This is a genomic window from Streptomyces ureilyticus (assembly GCF_011045025.1).
In the GTDB taxonomy this organism is placed as follows: domain Bacteria; phylum Actinomycetota; class Actinomycetes; order Streptomycetales; family Streptomycetaceae; genus Streptomyces; species Streptomyces ureilyticus.
The window spans coordinates 1-16,743 of the sequence record NZ_JAAKZX010000206.1; the positions used below are offsets into that span (position 1 = coordinate 1).

Annotated in this window: 14 protein-coding genes and 1 pseudogene; 10 read left to right on the forward strand and 5 right to left on the reverse strand. The window is 69.0% G+C overall.

What is annotated here, in order from left to right; translation table 11 throughout:
- Positions 1–137: 137 nt before the first annotated feature.
- On the reverse strand, positions 138–575 hold the full coding sequence (locus G6048_RS38980; RefSeq protein ID WP_328828268.1) for a DUF3052 domain-containing protein: 438 nt from the start codon (positions 573–575) through the stop codon (positions 138–140).
- Positions 576–1,054: 479 nt separating this feature from the next.
- On the opposite strand from G6048_RS38980, the gene aceE reads away from it, so the two are divergent.
- Both aceE and G6048_RS38990 read left to right on the forward strand, forming a co-directional pair.
- Positions 1,055–3,802: a pyruvate dehydrogenase (acetyl-transferring), homodimeric type gene (gene aceE / locus G6048_RS38985; protein WP_165344330.1), complete on the forward strand. Its 2,748-nt coding sequence runs from the start codon at positions 1,055–1,057 to the stop codon at positions 3,800–3,802.
- A 117-nt stretch (positions 3,803–3,919) separates the two neighbouring features.
- Positions 3,920–4,687: a potassium channel family protein gene (locus G6048_RS38990; protein WP_165344331.1), complete on the forward strand. Its 768-nt coding sequence runs from the start codon at positions 3,920–3,922 to the stop codon at positions 4,685–4,687.
- Between the two features lie 123 nt (positions 4,688–4,810).
- Here G6048_RS38990 and G6048_RS38995 read toward each other — a convergent pair whose 3' ends face one another.
- Both G6048_RS38995 and G6048_RS39000 read right to left on the reverse strand, forming a co-directional pair.
- Positions 4,811–5,119: a small hydrophobic protein gene (locus G6048_RS38995; RefSeq protein WP_165344332.1), complete on the reverse strand. Its 309-nt coding sequence runs from the start codon at positions 5,117–5,119 to the stop codon at positions 4,811–4,813.
- Positions 5,120–5,398: 279 nt separating this feature from the next.
- Entirely contained in the window at positions 5,399–7,021 is a 1,623-nt protein-coding gene (locus G6048_RS39000; RefSeq protein WP_165344333.1) for an MFS transporter, read from the reverse strand.
- A 195-nt stretch (positions 7,022–7,216) separates the two neighbouring features.
- Here G6048_RS39000 and G6048_RS39005 point away from each other — a divergent pair, with 195 nt between their 5' ends.
- The 5 genes from G6048_RS39005 to G6048_RS39025 all read left to right on the forward strand — a co-directional run bounded on the left by G6048_RS39005 (position 7,217) and on the right by G6048_RS39025 (position 12,495).
- The gene (locus tag G6048_RS39005; RefSeq protein ID WP_165344334.1) at positions 7,217–7,882 is read left to right on the forward strand and encodes a TetR/AcrR family transcriptional regulator; all 666 of its coding nucleotides are present in this window, start codon (positions 7,217–7,219) and stop codon (positions 7,880–7,882) included.
- Positions 7,883–8,041: 159 nt separating this feature from the next.
- On the forward strand, positions 8,042–9,262 hold the full coding sequence (locus G6048_RS39010; RefSeq protein WP_165344335.1) for an alpha/beta hydrolase: 1,221 nt from the start codon (positions 8,042–8,044) through the stop codon (positions 9,260–9,262).
- Positions 9,263–9,329: 67 nt separating this feature from the next.
- Complete coding sequence (locus G6048_RS39015; protein ID WP_206342679.1) at positions 9,330–10,196, forward strand: DUF4429 domain-containing protein; 867 nt, start codon at positions 9,330–9,332, stop codon at positions 10,194–10,196.
- A 110-nt stretch (positions 10,197–10,306) separates the two neighbouring features.
- Complete coding sequence (locus tag G6048_RS39020; protein WP_165344336.1) at positions 10,307–11,788, forward strand: sensor histidine kinase; 1,482 nt, start codon at positions 10,307–10,309, stop codon at positions 11,786–11,788.
- Positions 11,785–12,495, forward strand: coding sequence for a response regulator (locus tag G6048_RS39025; protein ID WP_165344337.1), 711 nt, complete (start codon positions 11,785–11,787; stop codon positions 12,493–12,495). Before G6048_RS39020 ends, G6048_RS39025 begins: the two co-directional genes overlap by 4 nt.
- Positions 12,496–12,673: 178 nt before the next feature.
- Here the strand turns inward: G6048_RS39025 and G6048_RS39030 are convergent, their stop codons facing one another.
- Together G6048_RS39030 and G6048_RS39035 are read right to left on the reverse strand one after the other, a co-directional pair.
- Positions 12,674–13,690 (reverse strand): aldo/keto reductase, encoded by a 1,017-nt coding sequence (locus G6048_RS39030; RefSeq protein ID WP_165344338.1) that lies wholly within the window; start codon positions 13,688–13,690, stop codon positions 12,674–12,676.
- Positions 13,687–14,163 carry a MerR family transcriptional regulator gene (locus G6048_RS39035; protein ID WP_165344339.1) on the reverse strand — a complete coding sequence of 159 codons (477 nt, stop codon included), beginning with the start codon at positions 14,161–14,163 and terminating at the stop codon, positions 13,687–13,689. The genes G6048_RS39030 and G6048_RS39035 overlap by 4 nt, the downstream gene beginning before the upstream one ends.
- Before the next feature lie 96 nt (positions 14,164–14,259).
- On the opposite strand from G6048_RS39035, the gene G6048_RS39040 reads away from it, so the two are divergent.
- The 3 genes and pseudogenes from G6048_RS39040 to G6048_RS39050 form a co-directional block, all read left to right on the forward strand.
- Positions 14,260–14,730 (forward strand): GNAT family N-acetyltransferase, encoded by a 471-nt coding sequence (locus G6048_RS39040; RefSeq protein ID WP_165344340.1) that lies wholly within the window; start codon positions 14,260–14,262, stop codon positions 14,728–14,730.
- Between the two features lie 19 nt (positions 14,731–14,749).
- Positions 14,750–15,586, forward strand: a complete 837-nt coding sequence (locus G6048_RS39045; RefSeq protein WP_165344341.1) for a serine hydrolase domain-containing protein — start codon at positions 14,750–14,752, stop codon at positions 15,584–15,586.
- Between the two features lie 78 nt (positions 15,587–15,664).
- Positions 15,665–16,621, forward strand: a pseudogene (locus G6048_RS39050) (serine/threonine-protein kinase); the annotation flags it as partial.
- Between the last annotated feature and the right edge of the window lie 122 nt (positions 16,622–16,743).

Sequence of the window (16,743 nt, forward strand, 5' to 3'; positions counted from 1 at the left end):
CCCCTCACGAGTTCGAATCTCGTATCCTCCGCCAGTGCCTCACCGGGCACGAAGTCGAAGGGCCCTGGGGCCAAAGACGGCCCCCCAAAGCCCGGAGGGGCCCGCAATAAGCGAGCCCCTCCGGTAAGACGAGAACGTCACCTCTTGGACTTGGCCGCCTTCGGCGTAGCCAAGCGGCTGCCGCTCCAGTCCTTGCCCACGCTGATGCTCTTGGTCTGGGACAGCCCCGCGGTCGTCGCGGCTTCGGCGATGTCGCTGGCCTCCACGTAGCCGTCACGGCCGGTCTTCGGCGTCAGCAGCAGAATGCCGCCGCCCTCTTCGACGTACGTGGTGGCATCCACCAGCGCATCCGTCAGGTCGCCGTCGTCGTCACGGAACCAGAGCACCACGGCGTCGGCGACGTCGTCGTACTCCTCGTCCACGAGCTCGCTGCCGATCACTTCCTCAATGGCCTCGCGGAGCTCCTGGTCGACGTCGTCGTCGAAGCCGATCTCCTGGACCACCTGCTCGGGCTGGAATCCCAGCCTGGCGGCCAGGCTCGTCCGCTCCTCCGCGTGGTCCGCGGTCGCGCTCACGGGTTGCCTCCTGATCATGTTTGGTAAAGGTTCAAGCCACGCGCGTGCGCGAAGCATTGGCCGTAGTCCACACGGGCGGGACGGATCGCGCAAGTACCCGGCCGTTGAGACCGCCGAAACGGTGACGATCCTGGCGGTGTCGCCGCAACTCCAGACAGCCAATCACGGCTCCAGGTGACACACACCACAGCGATCTGCCCGCTTTGTGAATTTCGGAACCCTTCGAGGGTACGGGACTCGAATGACTTTGCGGACCGCGTCACGGGTCGGGCGTATCGTTGCGATGTGCCGGGTCCGTCCCAGCGAAACCGCGTAAACGTCCTGGTTACCCCTCGGTAGAGGTGACGTTTCCGTTCCCGAGGTACACGATGGGGATCGGTGTGAACCCCGAGGGCAGCGGCGAGAACACCAAGCAAGTACCCAGCAGAGCCGAGAAGAAGAACCGAGAAGAACGGCCTCCCTGAAAGCGAAGGAACAGCGTGGCTTCCGGACCCGATCGCAACCCGATCATCATTGGCGGCCTTCCGAGTCAGGTACCTGACTTCGATCCCGAAGAGACCCAGGAGTGGCTCGATTCCCTCGATGCCGCTGTCGACCAGCGCGGCCGGGAGCGAGCCCGGTATCTGATGTTGCGCCTGATCGAGCGGGCCCGCGCGAAGCGCGTGGCCGTGCCCGAGATGCGCAGCACGGACTACGTCAACACCATCGCCACCAAGGATGAGCCGTTCTTCCCGGGCAACGAGGAGATCGAGCGGAAGATCCTGAACGCGACCCGGTGGAACGCCGCGGTCATGGTCTCGCGGGCTCAGCGCCCCGGCATCGGCGTCGGCGGCCACATCGCCACCTTCGCCTCCTCCGCCTCCCTCTACGACGTGGGCTTCAACCACTTCTTCCGCGGCAAGGACGAGGGCGACGGCGGCGACCAGGTCTTCTTCCAGGGGCACGCCTCGCCGGGCATCTATGCGCGCGCCTTCATGCTGGACCGCCTCTCCGAGCGGCAACTCGACGGCTTCCGCCAGGAGAAGTCGAAGTATCCGGACGGGCTGTCCAGCTACCCGCACCCCCGCTCGATGCCGGACTTCTGGGAGTTCCCGACCGTCTCCATGGGCCTCGGCCCACTGGGCGCGATCTTCCAGGCGCGGATGAACCGCTACATGGAGGCACGCGGCATCGCGGACACCTCCAAGTCCCATGTGTGGGCCTTCCTCGGCGACGGCGAGATGGACGAGCCGGAGTCGCTCGGCCAGCTGTCCATCGCGGCGCGCGAGGGCCTGGACAACCTGACCTTCGTCGTCAACTGCAACCTCCAGCGGCTCGACGGCCCGGTGCGCGGCAACGGCAAGATCATCCAGGAGCTGGAGTCCCAGTTCCGGGGCGCCGGCTGGAATGTGATCAAGCTGGTCTGGGACCGCACCTGGGACCCGCTGCTCGCCCAGGACCGCGACGGCGTGCTGGTCAACAGGATGAACACCACGCCGGACGGCCAGTACCAGACGTACGCCACCGAGACCGGCGCGTACATCCGCGACCACTTCTTCGGTGACGACCAGCGGCTGCGGACGATGGTCGAGAACATGACCGACGACCAGATCCTGCACCTCGGTCGCGGCGGTCACGACCACCGGAAGATCTTCGCGGCGTTCTCGGCGGCCAAGGCGCACAAGGGCCAGCCGACGGTGATCCTCGCCAAGACCATCAAGGGCTGGACGCTCGGCCCGAACTTCGAGGGCCGTAACGCCACGCACCAGATGAAGAAGCTGACGGTCGCCGACCTCAAGGGCTTCCGCGACCGCCTCCACCTGCCGATCTCCGACAAGGAACTGGAGGCCGGCCCGCCGCCGTACTACCACCCGGGCCGGGACTCCGAGGAGATCCAGTACATGCACGACCGCCGCAAGGGCCTGGGCGGTTACGTCCCGACCCGCGTCGTGCGCTCGAAGCCGCTCGCGCTGCCCGAGGACAAGACGTACGCGAGTGTGAAGAAGGGGTCGGGTCAGCAGTCGATCGCCACGACCATGGCGTTCGTACGGCTGCTGAAGGACCTCATGCGCGACAAGGAGATCGGGAAGCGGTTCGTACTGATCGCGCCCGACGAGTACCGCACCTTCGGCATGGACTCGTTCTTCCCGAGCGCGAAGATCTACAACCCGCTGGGCCAGCAGTACGAGGCGGTCGACCGCGATCTGCTGCTCGCGTACAAGGAGTCGCCGACCGGGCAGATGCTGCACGACGGAATCTCGGAAGCGGGCTGCACGGCATCGCTGATCGCGGCCGGTTCGGCGTACGCCACGCACGGCGAGCCACTCATCCCGGTTTACGTTTTCTACTCGATGTTCGGTTTCCAGCGCACCGGCGACCAGTTCTGGCAGATGGCCGACCAGTTGGCGCGCGGATTCGTACTGGGTGCGACCGCCGGCCGTACGACGCTGACCGGCGAGGGTCTGCAACACGCGGACGGACACTCCCAGTTGCTCGCCTCGACGAACCCGGGCTGTGTCGCGTACGACCCGGCGTACGGCTTCGAGATCGCGCACATCGTGAAGGACGGCCTTCGCCGGATGTACGGCTCCTCCGAGGAGCACCCGCACGGCGAGGACGTCTTCTACTACCTCACCGTCTACAACGAGCCGATCCAGCACCCGTCCGAACCTACGAGCGTGGACGTCGAGGGCATCCTCAAGGGCATCCACCGCTTCTCGGCGGGTACTTCGGGCTCCATTCCGGCGCAGATCATGGCGTCCGGTGTCGCCGTGCCGTGGGCCGTCGAGGCGCAGAAGATCCTTGCCGAGGAGTGGAACGTCAAGGCGGACGTCTGGTCGGCGACCTCCTGGAACGAGCTGCGGCGCGAGGCCGTGGAGGTGGAGCAGCACAACCTTCTGCATCCCGAGGAGGAGCAGCGCGTTCCGTATGTGACGCGGAAGTTGTCGGATGCCGAAGGGCCGTTCGTGGCCGTTTCCGACTGGATGCGGTCGGTTCCGGATCAGATCTCGCGTTGGGTGCCCGGTACGTACCAGTCCCTGGGGGCGGACGGCTTCGGCTTCGCGGACACTCGGGGTGCGGCGCGCCGCTTCTTCCACATCGACGCGCAGTCGATCGTGGTCGCGGTCCTGACGGAGCTCGCCCGCGAGGGGAAGGTCGATCGCTCGGCCTTGAAGCAGGCCGTCGATCGCTACCAGTTGCTGGACGTTTCGGCGGCTGACCCCGGTGCCGCAGGCGGCGACGCGTAAGCGCTCCGCTTGAGGGGCGGTTCCAAGGTCCGCTCCTTGACTGCAGGTCCGTTGTGGCCGCCGCCGGCCACAACGGACACGTCACCTGCCCGCGGCCCCGCAGCCGATAATGCGGGGATGGATGAGAGATCGGCGCAGCTTCGTTGGGAGCGGCGTACTCAGCAGCCGTTGATGGGCATGGCGGTGGTCTTTGCCGTCGCCTACGCGGTGCCGATCGTTTGGCCCGACGCCAGTCGCGCCGTGATGGACGCGTGTGCCGTCGTGGAGTGGGTCGTGTGGGGAGCCTTCTCCCTCGACTACCTGGTACGGCTCGTACTGGCCGACCGGCGAGGCGAGTTCGTACGTACGCACTGGCTCGACCTGTGCGCCGTACTGCTGCCGCTGATTCGGCCGCTACAGCTGCTCAGGGTCGTGGCCACGGTGCTGCTGGTCGGACAGCGGGCCAGGATGGCCACGCAGATCCGGCTCACGACGTACGTCGCGGGCGCCGTGGTGGCGCTGATGATGTTCGGCTCACTCGCCGTGCTGTCCGTCGAGCGGGAGTCGCCGGACGGCAACATCAAGACGATGGGTGACGCGGTGTGGTGGTCGTTCACCACGATGACGACCGTCGGCTACGGCGATCACGCGCCGACTACCGGGCTCGGCCGCATGATCGCGGTCGGGCTGATGCTCTCCGGAATCGCCCTGCTCGGTGTCGTCACCGCCAACATCGCGGCCTGGTTCATCGCCCGCTTCGAGTCGGACGACGTGGAGGAACGCCGGCAAACGGCCGCGATCGAGGCTCTCTCGGAGGAAGTTCGGGCGCTGCGCGCCCAGGTCGCCGCGCTGTCCGAAGCCCCGGGATCGCTTCCCGGGAAGGACCGTACGCACGACCGTGTATAGGGCCGTGCATAGGGCGGCCGTACGCACGACCGTGCACAGGACCGCTGCAAGGGCCGTACCTAGGTGACCGCCCCGCGCCCCTGACGGAGCGCGGGGCTCCCCTCACGTCCCGCGGACCGCGGATCAGAACATTCCGGCCGCGGGAGTTCCTGCCCCGGCGAGCCAGACGATCGCCAGGACGGTGTCGATCGTGCCCAGCACCACGGCGATCAGTGCCGGTACCGGGCGGGCGCCGCTCCAGCTGCGTCCCATGGCGAGCCAGCCGCAGGCGATCGCCACCGGGCCGAGAACGATGCCCAGTGCGAAAAAGCCGGCGACCGCGCAGATGGCTCCGATGATTCCGAGCGTCGCGCGATCCGGCCCACTCCGTGACCACGTCCGGCTACGTGAGCGGGGGTGCTTGCGCGTGGTGTGTCCGAAGCCCGCCATCATCAACTCCCTGGGGTTTTGCTGCCGGTTCGGGCTCGATGCGGCGAGTACCCCGGTTCGTTATCCCTAGACACGCTCTCTGGGACGAGAGTTGAATCCGCGGCGCGCCATCCCCCTCCGGCGGCGCGCCGCGGCCTGGCCCGACTGCCGTGGCGTACGGATCAGTTGAACCACTCTGGCCGCCGGCAAGGGCCGTACGAAAGTCCTATGGACACCAGTCACCCTGATAGGCGAACCCCGCCGGGCAGACCCGACGGGGTGTCAGACGGGATGGGCGGCCGGTTAGATGTGCCCAGCCCCCGGCCCCGCCGCGTCCGCGTTGGCGCCGCGCTTGGTGAGGAAGGCGACGAGGACCGCGGCGGCGGCGACCCCGGCGGCGACCAGGCTGGCCAGGCTCATGCCGGAGATGAACGTGTCGTGGGCGACGTCCGTGATCTTCTCGGCGATCGGGGCCGGGGTGTCCGGCGGGACCGGCGCGGCGCCGACCTGGACCGCCTCGGAGGCCTGGTGGAGCTGGGCCTCGGAGAGCGGCGGAAGCTTGGCGTCCGCCCAGTTGCCCGCGAGGTCGTTGTCGACCTTGGAGGCCATCACGGCGCCGAGCACCGCCGTACCGAGGCTGCCGCCGATCTGCATCGCGGCCTGCTGGAGACCGCCGGCGACACCGGAGAGCTCCATCGGCGCGTTGCCCACGATGACTTCGGTCGCGCCGACCATGACGGGCGCGAGTCCGAGGCCGAGGAGGGCGAACCAGATCGACATGACGCCGCTGCCGGTGCCCTTCTCCAGCGTCGACATGCCATACATGGCGATGGCCGTGCACGCCATGCCGCCCGCGAGCGGGATGCGTGGCCCCACCTTGGTGATCATGGCGCCCGCGAGGGGCGAGCCGACGATCATCATGCCGGTGAGCGGCAGCAGGTGCAGGCCCGCGTCGATGGGGCTCATGCCGTGCACGTTCTGCAAGTAGAAGGTGACGAAGAAGAGGCCACCCATGAAGGCGATGGCCATCAGGACCATCAGGACCACGCCGGCCGACAGCGGTACGGAACGGAACAGGGCCAGCGGAATCAGCGGTTCCTTGACCTTGGTCTCCCAGAGCGCGAACAGGGCGAAGCCGAGCACGGCGATGCCCAGGAACGTCCAGGTCATACCGGCGCCCCAGCCCCACTCGGGGGCCTTGATGAGCGCCCAGACCAGGCAGAACATGGCGCCGGACAGCAGCCCGATGCCGAGCACGTCGAAGGAGCGCGGCGCGTTCTCGGCGCGGTGGTCGGTGAGGATCACGATGCCGAGGACGACGGCCAGGATGCCGACGGGGACGTTGATGAAGAAGACGGACTGCCAGTTGACGTTCTCGACGAGTACGCCGCCGAGGATCGGGCCGCCCGCGGTGGAGGCACCGATCACCATGCCCCAGATGCCGATGGCCATGTTCAGCTTCTCGGCGGGGAAAGTGGCCCGCAGCAGTCCGAGCGCGGCCGGCATCAGCAGTGCGCCGAACAGTCCCTGGAAGACGCGGAACGTGATCACCATGCCGATGGAGCTGGACAGCCCGATCACGCCCGAGGCCGCCGCGAAGCCCACGACGCCTATGAGGAAGGTCTGCCGGTGTCCGAACCGGTCGCCGAGCTTGCCCGCCGTGATCAGCGTGACGGCGAGCGCGAGGAAGTACGCGTTGGTGATCCACTGGACGTCGGCGAAGGTGGCGCCCAGGTCCGTGGCGATGGCCGGGTTGGCGATGGCCACGATGGTGCCGTCGAGGGCCACCATCATGACGCCTACGGCCACGGTGATGAGGGTCAACCAGGGGTGGCCGCGAAGCCCCCGGTCCGTTGTCCGGTCCGATGGGACGACTGGCGTCTTGTCCCCCGAGCCCGTCTTGTCGACAGTGGTCTGACTAGTCATGCGTTCGAGGCTAATGGCAGCCACTGACACTTGACGAACCGATTCACAAGTCGGTAACTGTCACGTCACTCACGGATAGGGTGAGTTGGACAAAAAGGCGTGGACAGGGCTTGGGCAGGGCTTGGGAGCGAACGAGGCTTGGTGCGAACAGTCCGGACAGTTGGAACATTTCAGGCAGCTCGGAAGGGAGGGTCCATGGACACGCTGCCCCGCCCCGGGCTGCGCGAGCGCAAGAAGCGGCGGACCCGGGACGCGCTGGTACGGGCCGCCCTGGAGCTGTTCACGAGCAAGGGGTACGAGGGGACGACGGTCGACGAGATCGCCGAAGCCGTCGATGTGTCACAGCGCACGTTCTTCCGCTACTTCGCGGGCAAGGAGGAGGCAGCCTTCGCCGTCCTGGAGATGACGGAGGCGCACTTCCTCGACCTGGTACGCGAACGCCCGCCCCACGAGAGCCCGCTGGAGGCGCTGCGCCGTGCCGTCCTGGAGAACTGGGACACCCTGAACGAGACCATTGAGAGCGTCATCCCGGTCGAACTCCACATGCGCACCTTCCAGCTGATCGAGTCGACACCCGCCCTGCTCGCCGTCCATCTGCGCCGCACCGCGGTACTGGAGGAGAAGCTCGCGCATCTGATCGCCGAGCGTGAGGGCCTGGACGTGGACGCCGATCCGCGACCGCGGGTGGCGGTGGCCGTGTTCAGTGGGGTGATGCGGGTGACCGGGCAGCGATGGAGCACGGGTGACGACATCAGCGTCGAGTCGATTCGCACGCTGACCACCGCTTATCTCGACCAAGTGGGGCCTGCGTTGGCCAAGGGCTGGAACGTACAAGGCAAAACGGACGGCGACACGGCGTGACGATTCAACTCCCATACGGGGCGTGACGCTTCAATCACCTACACAGCGTGAGGCTTTAACTCCCACTGAGCCCGGATTGCCCCAATTACCCAGTGAGAAACGTGATCCCCCTCACTCGGTTAACGCGAGACACTCTTGTTCTCTTAGTGTGTCCTCCCAGTGACTTCCTTCGACTCCCCTCCCCAACTCAACGTCTGGCGCGCTCTCCTCGCTCTGGCCGTCGTCTTCGTTATGCTGGCGACCACCGGCTGGACCGTCGTACGCAACCACAGAGCCGCCCCGACGCCGCTCGAAGCCTCCCTCTCCGCCTGGGAGCGCGGCAGCATCGGCGGACGCGCGCTGCCGGACCCGGACGCCGCGCCGGCCCGCCTCACCCGCTTCTTCGCCTCGCTCGACGTTCAGCAGCGGCACCGGCTCGCCGCCCGCTATCCGCTCGCGGTCGGCAATATGAACGGGGCGCCGGTGAAGCTCCGCTACCGCGCCAACCGCGTCGCGATCGACGAGGCACGCGTGACCGAGCGAGAACGCATGCACGACGAACGGCTCTCGCCCGCGGGTCAGCACGAGGCGGGCCGCCGTATGCATCGTTACGAGGACCTGCTGCACAAGGACCGTCAGATCCTCGCCTTCGACCCGCTGGGCGCGGGCCGGGTCGCCGAGGTCTTCGGTGACCTGGGCAGGGCGCAGCGCGTCTCGGTCGTCGTTCCGGGCGTCGACACCGACGTACTGAACTTCCAGCGCGCCGACCGCGAGTTCTCCGCGCCCGTCGGCATGGCGAGGTCCCTGTACCTCGAGGAGCGCGCGGCGAGCCCGAGTACGCGTACGGCCGTGATCGCCTGGGCCGATTACACGGCGCCCAGCGGGGTCGGTATGGACGCGGCCACGGGCGTACGCGCCGAGGAGGGCGCGGTCCGGCTCAACACGCTCGTACGGACGCTGCCCGGCAGCTCGCCCGTCGCGCTGTACTGCCACAGCTACGGCTCCGTGGTCTGCGGCGTCGCCGCGCGCACACTGCCGTCCCGGGTCTCCGACATAGCGGTCGCGGGCAGCCCCGGGATGCGGGTCGCGAACGCCTCGCAGCTGGGCACCTCCGCACGGGTGTGGGCCACCCGGGACTCCGACGACTGGATCCAGGACGTGCCGTACATGGCGGTCGGCTGGCTCGGTCACGGGGCCGATCCGGTGTCCTCGGGATTCGGGGCGCGAGTGCTGTCCGCGTGGGGCGCGAAGGGCCACGCGGGCTATTTCGAACCGGGTACGGAGAGCCTGCGCAACTTCGCCGAGATCGGCGTTGGCGCGTACCGGGCGGTGAGCTGCGCACATGAAGATGACGTGTGCCAGAAGGGTTTGTCCGACATGGCTGAAGCCGGACGCGCGTAGAGGACGAAGAAACAGCGGTTCGCACGGGGAGGGGACGAGGAAGCGCATGGCGCATACGATGGCCCGCATGGGTGACGTACTGGCCGGATTTCATGCCGCCTGGGAGTTCGAGTCCGACTCCGTGCTCATCCGCTTCGAACGGGGGATCCGTACGCCGAAGCTCTTCCAGGCGCTCGGCGAGCGCCGTATCCCGATCGAGGCGATCGCAGCGGTAACGCTGACCCCGGGCAAGCGCGGGACGGTCGTCCTGCGCGCCGAACCGAGACCGGGCGCGGACCCGCTGATGGAGGCGGCGGCGGGACAGCTGAAGGAAGCATGCGATCCCTACCGTCTGGTGCTCCCCGGCGACCGCGAGACGCTCGCCGAGTACTACGCCGACGAACTGCGGGCCCAACTCATTCCCGACGACGCGGCCGAGGCGGAGCGCTATCTGGTGGCCCCGCCCGAGGCGCCGCTGCAGTTCAAGGCGTACGACGGGAAGGCGTCCTTCGACGGCAAGTCGGTGTCCTTCCGCTGGTTCTGGACGGGCGCCTCGTCCGCCAAGTGGAAGGCTGGCGACCAGAGTTTCGCGGTCTCGGAACTGAGCGGCGTCGAGTGGCGCTCGCCCGAGGTCTTCGAGGGCCATCTGCGGCTGTTGCGCCGCGAACCGTCCGCCGTCCAACAGCCCGCGCAGGCCGACCAGGACCCGGCGGCGGTCGTCTTCGGCCTCGGTTACGGGCCCGTGCACGAGTCGCTGCCGTTCGCGGCCTCGGTCCTCGCGGCGGTACGCGCGGCCGGGCCCTCGGCGAAGAGTGACGGCGCCCCGGCTGCACGGCACCGTGATCCCGCGGACATCGCGGAGCGGATCCGGCATCTCGGCGAGCTGCACCAGGCGGGGCTGGTGACGGACGAGGAGTTCACGTCGAAGAAGGCGGAGTTGCTGGCGGAGTTGTGACGGGTCGTGCGGTGACTCGTCGTCATACCGCTCGTACCTGGGTATGAGGTGCGGGTGGGCTCTCAGGTAGGACGCGATGGTCGGATCTTCGCGCCTACGCTGATCAGGCCATGAGCAATGCAGCGACTCCTCCCCGTCAGGAGCCCCGCGCACCGGCCGAAAAGCGGTCCGGGCCCGGGGTGCGGCACCGTGCGCTCGCCGCGCTGCGTGAGGCCGGGACGCCCTTCGTGCCGCCGAGCGGTGCGGCCGAGCCCCTCCTCTCACAGGCTCCCAAGCGCTGGATGCGACGGCTGCCGTACGTGATCGTGCTGGGCTTCGCCGCCATCCTGGTCCCGGTCACGGCCCAGGTCCTGGGGAACGACTACGGGGTGAACGACGGTTTCTCCGGGGCGCTCGGCTTCGCCCAGGCCGCCCCACTGCTGCTGGCCGTGAGCCGACCGCTGGCCGCGTGGTGGATCGTCTTCGTGGCAGACGTCATCGGGGCGATCGTGCTGCTGAACCACGACGACGGCCGGCCCTCTCCCTTCACCGCCATGGTCATCGTGGGTTATGTGGTGCTGTGCCTGGCGCTCTCCCTGCGCGAGCCGCGCCGCACCGTGATCGGCGTCTGGGGGGTCACCGTGGCCGCGAGCCTCGTGCTGGGCACACCCCGGGCGCCTGACAGCCAGGACACCAGCGTGCTGATGATCGTCCTCAGCGGTGCCGCCCTGCTGCTGGGGACCCTGATACGCGAGCGCGGCGAGACCCGGCGGCGGCTCGTCGAGCAGGAGACGATCAGCGAGACCGAGCGCGCCCGGCGCACCCTGCTGGAGGAACGGGCCCGTATCGCAAGGGAGTTGCACGACGTGGTGGCCCATCACATGACGGTGATATCGGTCCAGGCGGACTCCGCGCCGTACCGGCTGAGCGGCGTCTCCGACGACATACGGAGGGAGTTCGAGTCGATAGCCGTCGGGGCCCGCGACTCGCTGGGCGAGATGCGGCGGCTCCTCGAGGTGCTGCGCAGTGAGGACGCGCGGGACGAGCGGTCCCCGCAGCCGGGCCTGGACAAGCTGCGCCAGCTCGTCGAGGCGACCAGACGCGGCGGTGTCCCGGTCGAACTGTCGCTTCCGAAACCGGTTCTCGAGAACGACGAGGAGGAGTGGCCGAAGGTGTCACCGGCCGTGGACCTGTCCGCGTACCGCATCGTGCAGGAGGCCCTGTCGAACGTGGTGCGGCACGCCCCCGGCGCCCCCACCCAGGTGTCGCTGTCCACCGACGGCCGGCATCTGACGGTGCTCGTCGTCAACGGGCCCGCGGCGAAGCCGGTTTCGGGCCTGGAGTCGAGCGGCACCGGGCACGGCCTGGTCGGTATGGGCGAGCGCGTCCGGCTGGTCGGCGGCACGCTGGACGTCGGACCGCTGCCCGACGGTGGGTTCCGGGTGGCGGCCCGGTTGCCGGTGGCCGAGCCCGCGTCGTCCGCGTCGTCCTCGTCGTCCTCGTCGTCCTCGTCGGAGCCAACATCGTCTTCGGCCGAGCCCGCATCGTCCTCGGAGAGACCGGTTGCGTCCATGACACCCGCGGATCCCGTAAAGGAGCCCGGCGCTTCATGACCATCCGCGTGATCATCGTCGACGACCAGGCCATGGTCCGCGCCGGTTTCGCGGCCCTGCTGGCAGCGCAGAGCGATATCGACGTGGTGGGCGAGGCAGCGGACGGCCGAAAGGGCGTCGAGCTGGCCCGCGGCACGAGCCCCGACGTCGTCCTCATGGACGTACGGATGCCGGAGATGGACGGTCTGGCCGCAGCGCGCGTACTGCTGGACTCGCAGGAGGAACGCAAGGACCACGAGACCCACGACGAGGGGGACGCCGTAAGCCGGCCGAAGGTGCTGATGCTCACCACCTTCGACGCGGACGACTACGTATACGAGGCGTTGCGCGCAGGAGCCTCCGGGTTCCTGCTCAAGGACGCGCCGCCCGCCGATCTGATCGCGGCGGTGCGTGTGGTGGCCGCCGGGGACGCGTTGCTCGCCCCGAAGGTGACGCGCCGCCTGATCGCGGACTTCGCGCAGCAGCGCCCCGCGCCGCGCAGAAGACCCGCCGTTCAGCTGGACGGCCTGACGCCGCGTGAGACGGAGGTGCTGGAGCTGATCGCCCGCGGGCTGTCCAACCAGGAGATAGCGGACCACCTGGTGCTGGCCGAGCAGACGGTGAAGACCCACATAGGCCGCGTACTGGCGAAGCTGGACCTGCGCGACCGCGCGCAGGCGGTGATCTTCGCGTACGAGTCGGGGCTGGTCACTCCCGGTGACCGGTGAGCCGCCGGGCCGGACGGCTCCATGCCGCCCCCGGCGGGGAGGCGGTCGCGGGAATGTGACACTTGCCCGCGCGACTGTCACATTCCCGCGACCGACCACCTGACCCGGGGAGGAGTTACCAGCAGCCTCACGGACACCGAGCGGGACCGGACCCGTGGCGGGACGGACTCAGGGGTCCTTACTCCCGGCCCGCCGACGTGAACGTCATGTCCGCGTAGCGGTTGCCCGCGACCTTGGCGGCGATCGGCTCCAGCAGGGCCATGTCCTCCTCGCCGAGGACGATGCGGGTGGCCGCTACGTTCTCCTCGACGCGGCTGCGCTTGCGGGTGCCCGGGATCGGTACGACCGGCAGCCCGTGCGTGGCCGCCTGCCGCTGCACCCACGCCAGCGCGATCTGCCCGAGCGAGGCGCTGTGGGAGTCGGCGACCGCGCGTATCGGCTCGAGGAGGGCCACGTTCGCGGCCGCGTTCTCGCCCGTGAAGCGGGGCTGCATACGGCGGAAGTCGTCGGCCGTCAGGTCCTTCTCGGCGTTGGCGAAGGAGCCCGTGAGGAAGCCGCGGCCGAGGGGTGAGTACGGCACCAGGGCGACGCCCAGTTCGCGCGCGGCCGGTACGACGCCCGCCTCGATGTCGCGGCTGAACAGCGACCACTCCGACTGCACGGCCGCGATCGGATGCACGGCCTGCGCCGCACGCAGCTCGCCGCCCGTGACCTCGCTCAGCCCGAGGTGCTTGACCTTGCCCTCGCGCACCAGCTCGGCCATGGCCCCGACGGTCTCCTCGATGGGGACGTTCGGGTCGCGGCGGTGCATGTAGTAGAGGTCGATCACGTCGACGTCCAGGCGCTTCAGGCTCGCCTCGACGCAACTGCGGATGTAGGGCGGGTCGTTGCGGATGGTACGCGCCGTGGGGTCGTCCGGCTGGATCGAGATGGCGAACTTCGTGGCGATGACGACCTCGTCCCGGTGCGCCTTGAAGAACGGCGCCAAGAACTTCTCGTTCTCCCCCGCGCCGTACATGTCCGCCGTGTCATAGAAGTTGACGCCGAGTTCCAGCGCGCGCTCCAGGGTGGCCCGAGCCTCGTCGGCGTCCGTGGGGCCGTACGCGAAGCTCATCCCCATGCAGCCGAGGCCCTGTACGCCGACCTCGGGGCCGCCCGTGCCGAGTTCCACCTTCGCGATCTTGCTGTCCGTCATCGGGACCTCTCCGACGCCGGGGCCTGCCCGGCGTCCGCGTAGAAATTGATCTTCCGGTCGAGCACCGCGAGCGTGTCCTGGAGTTCGGCGATCCGGGCCAGTACGTCCTCCCGGGTCGTCTTCAGCAGCTCGAAGCGCTCGCCGTAGGTGTGGTCGCCCTCGCGCACCAGTTCCGCGTACCGCACCATGTCCGCGACCGGCATGCCGGTCAGGCGCAGCTTGCCGACGAGGTCGAGCCAGTCGAGGTCGCGGTTGCTGTAGCGGCGCTGACCGGTGTGGGAGCGGTCGACGTGCGGCATCAGTCCGATGCGCTCGTACCAGCGCAGGGTGTGCGCCGTGAGGCCGGTGAAGGCGACGACCTCGCTGATCGTGTAGTGGTCCTGTCCGTCCGGACGCCGGTTCGCGGTGCTGAACGGGGTGGCGCAGCTGTCGGTCTTGGTACTACTGGTGCTCGTGGTCTCCGTCACCGTCATGGCCTCAACGCTAGGACCTTGGAGTGCACTCCAAGCAAGCGGATTCCGGCGAAATTCCGGCGACGCCGGGTTCGTTCACCGATTACCGTGCGGCCCATGAGTCTCGTACGCCGCGCCGTGCCCGAAGACGTCGAGGAAGTGCTCCGACTGCGTCAGGTGATGATCGACTCGGTCCATGCCGGCGACTCCTCCACGGGCTGGCAAGCCGAGTCCCTGCCGACCCTGCGCGTCAAACTCGCCGACCGCGGCGGGGACTTCGCCGCCTTCGTGGTCGACCACCCTTCACGGCTCGACGCGCTGGCGGCGCTTGCGGTCGGGACGGTCGAGTACCGGATCGGTCGGGCGGGGAACCCGCACGGGGCCGTCGGGTACGTGTTCAGCGTCGCCACCGACCCGGACGCGCGGCGCCGCGGTTATGCCCGCGCCTGTATGGAGACACTCCTGGACTGGTTCCGCGAGAAGGGCGCCGCCCAGGTCGATCTGAACGCTTCCGCCGAAGCCGAGCCGCTGTACGCGTCGCTGGGCTTCGTACGCAAGCCGGACCCCTCGATGCGGCTGACGTTCTGAGCCGCATAACCTCGTACGCATGCCCCTCAAGAGCCTGGCGTTGATCGAGAACTGGCCGGTGCCCACCGCCGCCGCTGCCGTCGTGCGCGCGGACGGCGCCGTCCTCGGCTCGTACGGCCCGACCGGGCACCGTTTCCCGCTGGCCTCGGTCACCAAGCCGCTCGCCGCGTACGCCGTGCTGGTCGCGTACGAGGAAGGGGCGATCGAGCTGGACGAACCGGCGGGCCCGACCGGCTCCACGGTCCGCCATCTCCTCGCGCACACCTCCGGGCTGGCCTTCGACGAGCACCGGGTGACGTCGGCGCCCGGGGAGCGGCGGCTGTACTCCAACGCCGGGTTCGAGGTGCTCGGGGACCATGTCGCGAAGGCGACGGACATCGCGTTCGCGGACTACGCCCGGCAGGCGGTGCTGGAGCCGCTGGGCATGACGTCGACGGCGCTCGACGGCTCGCCCGCCAAGGACGGCGTCTCGACCGTCGACGACCTGGCCCGCTTCGCGGCCGAGGTGCAGGCGCCGCGCCTCCTCGACCCGCGGACGGTCGCCGAGGCGATGACGGTCCAGTACCCCGGCACGAAGGGCGTCCTTCCGGGGTACGGCCATCAGAACCCCAACGACTGGGGGCTCGGCTTCGAGATCCGCGACGCCAAGTCGCCCCACTGGACGGGGAGTTCGTCCTCCCCGCGGACCTTCGGTCACTTCGGCCAGTCCGGTACGTTCCTGTGGATCGACCCGGACGCGGGGGTCGCCTGCGCGGCTCTCACGGACCGGGCGTTCGGGCCGTGGGCGATCGAGGCGTGGACGCCGTTCACGGATGCGGTACTCGCCGAGCTCCTCGAGCTCAAGAGCGGTGGTTGAGGCTCCGGTTGAGGCGATGGCCGATTCGTTCGGCTACTCTCCCCTGCACACACGCCGCACAGTAATCGGGGGAGAACAATGGGCGAGGCCCAACATGGCGGACAATTCCGCCCGTTGGAGGACGGCGACCCGAAGGTCGTGGCGAGCTACCGGCTAGCGGCACGGCTCGGCTCGGGCGGCATGGGCACGGTGTACCTGTCGTACACGCCGGGCGGGCACCCGATCGCGCTGAAGACGATCAGGCCCGAGCTGGGCGAGGACCCCGAGTTCCGCCGCAGGTTCCGGCAGGAGGTCAAAGCCGCCCAGCGCGTGCAGGGCCTCTACACGGCCCCGGTCATCGACTACGACACCGAGGGCACGCAGCCGTGGCTGGCCACCGCCTATGTGCCCGGCCCGTCCCTGCACTCGGCGATCGCCGAGCACGGCGCGCTGCCGGTGTCCTCGGTCCTGCTGCTGCTCGCCGGGGTGGCGGAGGCGCTGAAGGTCATCCACGCGGCGGGCATCGTCCACCGCGACCTGAAGCCCGCCAACGTGCTGCTCGCCGCCGACGGTCCCCGGGTCATCGACTTCGGCATCGCACGCGCCGCCGACGCCACCGCCCTGACCGGCACCGGCGTCTCCATCGGCACCCCGGCGTTCATGTCGCCAGAGCAGGCGGCCGGGAAGCCGGTCACCCCCAAGTCGGACGTCTTCGCGCTCGGCCAGGTGGCGGCGTACGCGGCGCGCGGCACCGGAGCCTACGGAGACGGGCCCTCGCACGCCGTGCTGTACCGGATCGTCCACGAGGAACCAGACCTCTCCGGGCTGCCGGGCGAACTCGGGTTCATCGCGCGCTGCCTGGCGAAGGATCCGGACGGCCGGCCCTCGCCCGCCGAGGTCATCTCCCTGTGCCAGGACGCGTCGCCCACGCAGCTGCGCCAGTCGGGCTCCTGGCTGCCGGCCCCGATCGGCGCCGACATCACGCAGCGAACCTCGGCGTCGGCGGAGCTGCTGGCCGCGCGGGCCAAGGCGTCTGAGGCACCGACCGCGGCGCAGGAGCATGAAGACGGTCTCTACGGGGTTCGCGCCGTGGAAGGGGGCGTGGCCGGTGGCGGCGAACACGAGCATCGAGCCGAGCGAGAAGACATCGCTCGCGCCGGTCACGCTGCGTGAGTCCT